General features: G+C 59.3%; 4 protein-coding genes, 1 tRNA gene and 1 pseudogene. 1 reads left to right on the top strand and 5 read right to left on the bottom strand.

Features of this window, described 5'->3' with window-relative positions:
• Position 1: 1 nt before the first annotated feature.
• Positions 2 to 74 (bottom strand) — tRNA-Glu (locus AAIS01_RS19995).
• 372 nt (positions 75 to 446) lie between these two features.
• Here AAIS01_RS19995 and AAIS01_RS19990 point away from each other — a divergent pair.
• Entirely contained in the window at positions 447 to 1205 is a 759-nt protein-coding gene (locus AAIS01_RS19990; RefSeq protein ID WP_343470380.1) for a VHS/ENTH/ANTH domain-containing protein, read from the top strand.
• 159 nt (positions 1206 to 1364) lie between these two features.
• On the opposite strand, the gene AAIS01_RS25735 is transcribed toward AAIS01_RS19990, so the two are convergent.
• The 4 genes and pseudogenes from AAIS01_RS25735 to AAIS01_RS19975 form a co-directional block, all read right to left on the bottom strand.
• A complete protein-coding gene (locus tag AAIS01_RS25735; RefSeq protein WP_431191936.1) occupies positions 1365 to 2228 on the bottom strand; it encodes a methyl-accepting chemotaxis protein in 864 nt (287 codons plus the stop codon).
• Positions 2226 to 2450 (bottom strand): annotated as a pseudogene (locus AAIS01_RS25730) (HAMP domain-containing protein); the annotation flags it as partial. The pseudogene AAIS01_RS25730 and the gene AAIS01_RS25735, both read right to left, overlap by 3 nt.
• A gap of 989 nt (positions 2451 to 3439) precedes the next feature.
• Positions 3440 to 4837 carry an aminotransferase-like domain-containing protein gene (locus AAIS01_RS19980; RefSeq protein WP_343470378.1) on the bottom strand — a complete coding sequence of 466 codons (1398 nt, stop codon included), beginning with the start codon at positions 4835 to 4837 and terminating at the stop codon, positions 3440 to 3442.
• A 207-nt stretch (positions 4838 to 5044) separates the two neighbouring features.
• The gene (locus tag AAIS01_RS19975) at positions 5045 to 5806 is read right to left on the bottom strand and encodes an SDR family oxidoreductase (RefSeq protein ID WP_343470377.1); all 762 of its coding nucleotides are present in this window, start codon (positions 5804 to 5806) and stop codon (positions 5045 to 5047) included.
• Positions 5807 to 6000 lie beyond the last annotated feature (194 nt).

Genomic DNA, 6000 nt, shown 5'->3' with positions numbered 1-6000 from the left:
GCGTCCCCTAGGGGACTCGAACCCCTGTTACCGCCGTGAAAGGGCGGTGTCCTAGGCCACTAGACGAAGGGGACACACGTACAACATTCACTGCTTATCGCGTTTGGCTAGGTGCTTTACGCTGTAAGTGGCGCGCATTCTATGGATGGATTGATGGGTCGTCAACCCCCAGATATAAATTTATTTAAATCAATGACTTCGCCCGGTTTGGGGGCTTGTTCGCACATTTTGCCCGTCCGGTCTCTGGCGCCTATATTCTGTCGTGCGCCAAGACGTTATAGTCGTGTCCGATAAATAGTGGCAATGTGCATCCACCTTCCTTGCACTTCCATACGCAGCGCCACGCCTGTCTAATCGCATCGCGCGGGCCTATGCGCTTAAAAGCCAAGCCACTACACTCTTGATATGCGAACCCCAATAAAGAGGTCTTACCGGTGACACCACTCATGATCACCCTGCTCGTCGTAGCCGGGATCGCACTGTTGATCGCCATTGGCTACATGAACCATGTGGTGGAAAACAACAAGCTGGAAAAGGCCCGCACCAAGGTTGAACTCAACGACCGTTTGCGTCGTTGTGGCGAGCTCACTGAAACCTTCCCTGGGCAATTGATGACCCCGGCCCTGAAGCTGTTGATCACGCGTCTTGAGATCAATGTCTGCCAGCGCCTGCTGAACCTGGATAAAACCAATACAGCGGTCAAGGCGCGCCTGGACGAACTGAATGCCCTGGCGGCCCAGGGCGAATCGATTCCGGTGAACAATCCACCGGCACCGATCCAGACCGAAGCCAAGGCCAAGGATGTGCGGTTTCTGCTCGAGGCCTTGCACGGTCAGATTACCCGCGCCGCCCAGGATGGCTTCCTGCCGCCCAACGAAGCCAAGCGCTGGATCCGTGAAGTGCGACACATTCTGGTGCTGTTGCACATCGAGTTTTTCAATAATCTCGGCCAACACGCCTTGCAGCAAGAACAACCAGGGCAGGCCCGCCTGGCGTTCGAACGGGGCGTGCAGTACCTGCGCAAGCAACAGGAACCGCAGGTCTATGCCGAACAACTGGCCTACCTGGAAAAACTCCTGGCCCGCGCCAATGCCATGGTCCTGGCCAGCACCCAGCCGGTCGAAGGCGAAGTCAACCAGTTGACCGAAGGACTGAAGGACGCCGAAGTAAACGACGAGTGGAAGAAAAAGAAGGTTTACGACTGATAACCGGGGGTGGGTTCTCAAGCCTGGCTCATGTGTGGCGAGGGGGATTTATCCCCGCTGGGCTGCGTAGCAGCCCAAGTCATTGCTGGCTGATAAGTCGGGGCCACTGCGCGACCCAGCGGGGATAAATCCCCTCGCCACCAGTGCTTCGTCGACAGCTCACAGCCTGAAATGCCCCACCATTCCCTTGAGCTCAACCCCCAACTGCGCCAACTCAATGCTCGACGCGGCATTGCCCTGCATCGCCAGGGAAGATTGATCGGCACTGGCGCGGATGCTGGTGACACTGCGGTTGATCTCTTCAGCCACCGAACTCTGTTGCTCAGCCGCCGCCGCGATCTGCTGGTTCATTTGCTGGATCAGCGACACCGCCGCCGCAATGCTCCCCAGGGCGCTTTCGGTTTGCAGTGCATCACTGACCGCCATCTTCACCAGCTCGCCACTGCTCTGGATCTGCTGCACGGAGGTCTGGGCTGCTGAACGCAAAGCGCTCACCAGTCGTTCGATTTCCTCGGTGGACTGTTGCGTGCGCTTGGCCAGTGCCCGCACTTCGTCGGCCACCACCGCAAAGCCCCTGCCCTGCTCACCGGCCCTGGCGGCTTCGATGGCCGCATTGAGCGCCAGCAAGTTGGTCTGTTCTGCCACACTCTTGATCACGCTCAACACCGTGCCAATGTTCTGGATCTCAGCGCTGAGGCTTTCAATACTGGTGCTGGCTGAAGTGGCCGAGTCGGCCAATTGCTCAATGCGTACCATGCTCTGACGCACCACCTGCTGACCGCTTTCAACCTTGTCATCGGCGGTCTGGGCGGCCTGGGCCGCTTCCTCGGCATTGCGCGCCACGTCGTGCACGGTGGCGGTCATCTGGTTCATGGCCGTGGCGACCTGCTCGGTCTCCTCCTTCTGGCTGCTGACTTCCAGGTTGGTCTGCTCGGTCACGGCCGACAGCGATTGGGCGGAGTTGGCCAACTGTTCGATACCGGCCTGCAAACCGCTGACGATGCTGCTCAGGCCTGCCCCCATCTGTTGCATGGCGAGCATCAGTTGACCGATCTCATCCTGGCGCGTCACCTGCACCGTGGCACTCAAGTCGCCCGAGGCAATCTGCTGTGCAACGCGGATGACGCTACGCAACGGCCCGACGATCAGCCGGGTAATGACCCAGGCTGCAATCAGTCCCACCAACAGCGCAAGGGCCGACGAGCCAATGATCAGCAGCGAATTCTTCTTCAGTTCCGCCTGCATGGCCGCGTCTTCGGCGGTGTAAGCCTGGTCAACCCGCTCCACGACTTGGGAGGCACGCTCGTGCAGTTGCTGGTAGACGATTTTCTCCTGGGCCAGCAGGCCGGTGTATTCAGCAAGTTTTTCGTTGAAACCGGCGATGTGCCCGGCCACTTCGTTAAGCACCGTCTGGTATCCGGGGTCCTTGACGGTAGTCTTGAGCACCTCGGCCTGCTTCATGGCTTGCTCGGCCTGTTCGATCGTGCCCTGTCCGCCCTCTTCAGAGCCTTTGCGGCTTTGATCCAGGCGTACCCGCGCTTCATTCATCGCCTGTAACATCAACCGTGACACTTCGCTGACCTGATTGGCCTGCTCAATGAACTCGGCGCCCTCCTTGCCTTCGGATTCTTTCAGGGTATAAGCGCCATCATCCGCCAACCCCGCTTGCAGCACATCCAGGTTGTTGGCAACGCTGGACACTGACCAACTGGCCATTTCCAGTGCCAGGTCTTTGCTCTGGCTCAGCTCGACGAATTCGTCGAACGCCTTGCGATAGGCCCCCAGGGCCTGCTCCACATCATTCATCACTGGCACGTTGGCCGCCGATTGCGCCTTGAGTGCGGTGGCCTGGGCAATCAACCCGTCCACGCCCAGCCGTAAGGCATCGACCGTTTTCGGGTCGGAACGCAAGGCGTACTCCTGTTCAAGCAGCCGGACCTTGAGCAAGCCGCTGTTGAGGGATGACATCTGCTTCAGACCATCGAAACGATGACTGATGGTCTGCAGGGACCAGACACCGATGGCCGCCACCACGGCGGTAAGCAGCAGCACCAGGACAAACCCCAGGCCCAGTTTCTTTGCCATACCCAGGTTGGCAAAACGTCTTTGCACGGCCGAAATCATTGCGCCCAGTCCTCTGCCAGTGTGTGTTGATTGCAGATTCGCAACGAGACACCCTGTAGCACAAGATGCTGGCGTCGGAATAATGGCAAAAAGCTACAGCGCCGTCGTTTTCAGGACAATTGAGGTCGATCCAGAGCCGCTGCCCGGAAGAATGCCAGGGCCCTCGAATCGCAGGCGTGGGCCACATTGATCCGTAGCCAGTCGCTGACAGCCCCCGACGGGCTGAAGGCTGTACGGGAAGAAAGCACCACACCGAACCGCTTGGCCAGGCGCTGCAATGCAGCGTAGTCGCACAAGGGTGGACGCGCCCAAATGAACAGACCGCCGGCGGGTCGGCCAAAGACCTCCCAATCCGCATCCTCCAGCACCTGCAACACCGCTGCCATGTCGACACTCAAACGTTGCCGCTGACGCTGGACCAGTTTGCGATAGGCGCCGCTGGCCAAAAGGTTGGCCAGCACTGACTCACAGAACCGTGAGCTGCCCATGCTGGTAATGCCCTTGACGTCCCTCAGGCGCGTGATGACAGAGGAGCCGGCCAGGATGAAACCGACTCGCAATGAACTGCTCAGGGTTTTCGAGAAGCTGCCCACATACACCACGTCGGTATCCAGCGCTGCCAGCCGGGTCCGGGTTGAACTCTGAAAATCGGCATAGACATCATCTTCGACCACCAAAATGGCGTGTTTTTTCGCCAGTTGCAGCAGTTGCTGAGCCACGGCCGGGGCCAGGCTGCTGCCGGTCGGGTTGTGACAGGCGCTGTTGACGAACAGGGCGCGGGGCTGGCGCGTCGCCAAGAGGCATTGAAGTGCCTCGACATCCGGGCCGCGCGGAGTCCTGGGCAGTTCAATCATCTCGATTTTATGCAACCTGAGCAGGTCGAACAGCTTCGAATAGCCCGGACTCTCCACCACGACGCAGCATCCTGGCTCAAGCAGCGTGCGCACAATCAGGTCCAGACCGTGGGTCGCGCCCGAGGTGGTCAGGATCAGGTTTGCATCGGCCTGGATGTTGAATTGTTTCAGGCGCCTGGACAGTTGCTCCCGCAGAGCGGGCAGCCCCATCGGCGTACTGTAATTGAACAGCCCTGCCATGTCGGTGCGGGTGACCTGACGGATCGCATAGCCCAGATCATCGCTTTCGCGCCAACTTTCGGGCAGCCCGCCACAGCCCAACTTCAGTTCCCACTGTGAGCTCCGGGGCACACTGTCCTGAGTGATCTGCGCGTCTTCCAGCCAGTCTTTGTCGGAAGGCTCGTACCTGGACAATGGCCGCGGCGCGACGAAAAAACCCGAACCATGGCGCGACGCCAACACCCCTTGGGCCACCAGGCGTTCACACGCCTCATTGACGCTGGACTGACTGAGCAAATTCTCCCGAGCCAATTGGCGAATGGAGGGCAGTCGGGTTCCCGGTTGCACCGCATCCTGTCGAATCCAGCCGGCAAGGGCGTCGACAATTTGCTGCACGACAGGCACCAGGGCCTGCCGGTCGATTCTCAACTCCATGAGTAACCAAGCTCCTAAGCAACTGTTTTAACTCTGGAAACAGTTAAGCACAGGCTGCCTCGGGAGGATGTACGACAACGCCACCAAAACGGCCGATTCTCACCCTTTGAAACACATTCAGAGGCTGACACGGGGGGACTCTCAAACTCCAAAGAAAAAGCCCACAACAAGTGCGGGCCTAGTCCTACGAGCTAAACACTAGTTTCTTTAGAAAGCGGTGACGCCGCCGTCCACCGCCAACGAATGACCCGTGGTGAATGCAGCGCCATCGCTGCACAGATACAGCACCGCGCTGGCGATTTCCTCGACCTTGCCGATGCGTCCTACCGGGTGCATGGCGTTGGCGAACTCAGCTTTTTTCGGATCCGCTTCATAGGCACGACGGAACATGTCGGTGTCGATCACCGCCGGGCAAACCGCGTTCACGCGGATTTTCTTCTTGGCGTATTCGATGGCCGCCGACTTGGTCAAACCGATCACCGCGTGCTTGGACGCCGCATAGATACTCATCTTCGGCGCCGCCCCCAGACCCGCCACCGAGGCGGTATTGACGATGGCTCCGCCCCCCTGGGCCAGCAGCAACGGCAACTGGTATTTCATGCACAGCCAGACGCCCTTTACATTGACGCCCATGATTGCGTCGAACTCATCCAGGGTGCCGTCGGCCAGCTTGCCCTTTTCGATTTCGATTCCGGCGTTATTGAACGCGTAATCGAGGCGGCCGTAGGCATTGATCACTTCGTTCATCAGGTTCTGCACATCGCTTTCCAGCGTTACGTCGCAGCGCACGAACAGCGCTTCACCGCCCGCCTCACGAATCGACTGCACCGTGCCCTCGCCACCCGCCACGTCCAGGTCGGCCGCCACCACTTTCAGGCCCTGCGCCGCGAATGCCTGGGCCGTCGCACGGCCAATGCCGGCGGCTGCGCCCGTGACCACGGCGACCTGTCCGGAAAACGTCATGCTCATTATTAATTCCTCGAAGAATGCGGGAGATGGCGCCAGTCTAGTCACAGGTCCGGACGATGCGGCAGCACTATCCAATTGCCGTTTGGGCATTCATGGGCGCCAGTGATAACGGCCCCGGCGTCATTATCACTGGCTTCGATCGAACTGCATTCGCTGCATCAGCAAACCTTGCGACAAACGCGTCGAAGGTCTAT

It is taken from the genome of Pseudomonas halotolerans (genome assembly GCF_039581215.1).
In the GTDB taxonomy this organism is placed as follows: domain Bacteria; phylum Pseudomonadota; class Gammaproteobacteria; order Pseudomonadales; family Pseudomonadaceae; genus Aquipseudomonas; species Aquipseudomonas tehranensis.
The sequence above is the reverse complement of the archived record's forward strand: the minus strand, read 5'-3'. Positions and strand labels throughout refer to the sequence as shown.

Coding starts and splice junctions, on each gene's coding strand:
- AAIS01_RS19990 (WP_343470380.1), top strand. CDS start 447: ATGATCACCCTGCTCGTCGTAGCCGGGATCGCACTGTTGATCGCCATT.
- AAIS01_RS19975 (WP_343470377.1), bottom strand. CDS start 5,806: ATGAGCATGACGTTTTCCGGACAGGTCGCCGTGGTCACGGGCGCAGCC.
- AAIS01_RS25735 (WP_431191936.1), bottom strand. CDS start 2,228: ATGGGGGCAGGCCTGAGCAGCATCGTCAGCGGTTTGCAGGCCGGTATC.
- AAIS01_RS19980 (WP_343470378.1), bottom strand. CDS start 4,837: ATGGAGTTGAGAATCGACCGGCAGGCCCTGGTGCCTGTCGTGCAGCAA.